This is a genomic window from Flavobacterium hydrocarbonoxydans (genome assembly GCF_009789235.1).
In the GTDB taxonomy this organism is placed as follows: Bacteria; Bacteroidota; Bacteroidia; order Flavobacteriales; family Flavobacteriaceae; genus Flavobacterium; species Flavobacterium hydrocarbonoxydans.
Genome location: NZ_WSTB01000028.1, coordinates 1 through 2,369, shown reverse-complemented (window position 1 = coordinate 2,369; position 2,369 = coordinate 1). Strand labels below are relative to the sequence as shown.

Genomic DNA, 2,369 nt, shown 5'->3' with positions numbered 1-2,369 from the left:
CATTCAAAACTGTACCTGTCAATGCTAATGTATTGGTATTTACAGCGGGTGCTGTAGCTACTTTTCCGTTTACAGTAGAAGTTATAGTATTAGTACCATCATTTGCCAATGCGTTTACTGTACCTGAAGCAATTGCTGGTGTTAAATCTAATGCAGTTCCTGAAATTCCATTAACCGTTGTGGTTAAAGTTGCATTTGTTATTGCATTCCCAACTGTATTTACAGCGGGTGCTGCCTCTGTAATTCCGTTAACTACTGATGTTAAAGTATTAACACCATCATTATCAAAAGTATGTGTTGTTCCTCCTGTTATTGCCGATTGTAAATCAACTGTTGAAGAAACTCCATTTACTGAACCATTCAAAACTGTACCCGTCAAAGCTAATGTATTGGTATTTACAGCGGGTGCTGTAGCTACTTTTCCGTTTACAGTAGAAGTTATAGTATTAGTACCATCATTTGCTAATGCATTTACTGTACCTGAAGCAATTGCCGGTGTTAAATCTAATGCAGTTCCTGAAACTCCATTAACCGTTGTGGTTAAAGTTGCATTTGTTATTGCATTCCCAACTGTGTTTACAGCGGGTGCTGCCTCTGTAATTCCGTTAACTACTGATGTTAAAGTATTAACTCCATCATTATCAAAAGTATGTGTTGTTCCTCCTGTTATTGCGGATTGTAAATCAACTGTTGAAGAAACTCCATTTACTGAACCATTCAAAACTGTACCTGTCAATGCTAATGTATTGGTATTTACAGCGGGTGCTGTAGCTACTTTTCCGTTTACTGTAGAAGTTATAGTATTAGTACCATCATTTGCCAATGCGTTTACTGTACCTGAAGCAATTGCTGGTGTTAAATCTAATGCAGTTCCTGAAACTCCATTAACCGTTGTGGTTAAAGTTGCATCTGTTATTGCATTCCCAACTGTGTTTACAGCGGGTGCTGCCTCTGTAATTCCGTTAACTACTGATGTTAAAGTATTAACTCCATCATTATCAAAAGTATGTGTTGTAGCTCCTGCTAATAAATCTGATGGTGCAATAGTTTTCAAAACACCTCCTGAGCTATTCACTACAATTCCATCGGTAACAGCTCCTGGCTGTAATCCTGTTATTGCTAATGTATTTGTCGCAGTTGTTGTAATCTCAGTAGCTTTAATTAGACTACCACCTAATTGCACAGCGTTTGAAGACGACACACTTAATCCATTATTTGCATACATCGTTGCTAAATCTCCTTGTTTTATCCAAGTAGTCCCATTATAAGTATAAACATCTCCTGTTGAATTATCTACATAAATATCTCCTGCTTTACCTCCTGGAGCTGGTACACCAGTTCCTGTTCTTGTAACAGTAAATATTATCTCTTTTCCATCTACCGAAGTGTGAGTAAGTGTTCCATCACCATTATTTACTAACTTATCTGTTTTAGACGTTAGGATGTTTATAATTTCGTTATAAACAGGTCCTTCATTTTTGATGTTTGTAACCACATCACCTACAACATCGATTTTTACAGTTTCTCCTTTTTTATTGATAACCGTGTAAGTACCATCACCATTATTAGTTACAGTAGTCGTGTTGGCATCAAAGATGACTTCTTTTCCATCAACAGTAGTATGCGTGAATGTTCCGTTGCCGTTGTCCGCAAACTTATCTGATTTTGAGTTTAATAAATTTACGATTTCGTTATAAACAGGGCCTTCATTTTTGATATTGGTTACCACATCACCTACAACATCGATTTTTACAGTTTCTCCTTTTTTATTGGTAACCGTGTAAGTTCCATCACCATTATTGGTTACAGTAGTCGTGTTGGCATCGAAGATTACTTCTTTTCCATCAACAGTAGTGTGCGTAAATGTTCCGTTGCCGTTGTCCGCAAACTTATCTGATTTACTTGTCAGGATGTTTACAATCTCATTATAAACAGGGCCTTCATTTTTGATGTTTGTTACCACATCACCTACAACATCGATTTTTACAGTTTCTCCTTTTTTATTGGTAACCGTATAAGTTCCATCACCATTATTGGTTACAGTAGTCGTGTTGGCATCAAAGATTACTTCTTTTCCATCAACAGTAGTATGCGTGAATGTTCCGTTTCCGTTGTCCGCAAACTTATCTGATTTTGAGTTTAATAAATTTACAATTTCGTTATAAACAGGGCCTTCATTTTTGATGTTCGTTACCACATCACCTACAACATCGATTTTTACAGTCTCTCCTTTTTTATTGGTAACCGTGTAAGTTCCATCACCATTATTAGTTACAGTAGTCGTGTTGGCATCAAAGATTACTTCTTTTCCATCAACAGTAGTATGCGTGAATGTTCCGTTTCCGTTGTCCGCAAACTTATCTGATTTT

The 2,369-nt window shown here is 36.8% G+C and carries 1 protein-coding gene; it reads right to left on the bottom strand.

Annotated elements, in window-relative coordinates:
• A partial coding sequence (locus GON26_RS21460) for a beta strand repeat-containing protein (protein WP_394350430.1) occupies positions 1–2,369 on the bottom strand: 2,369 nt, incomplete at both ends.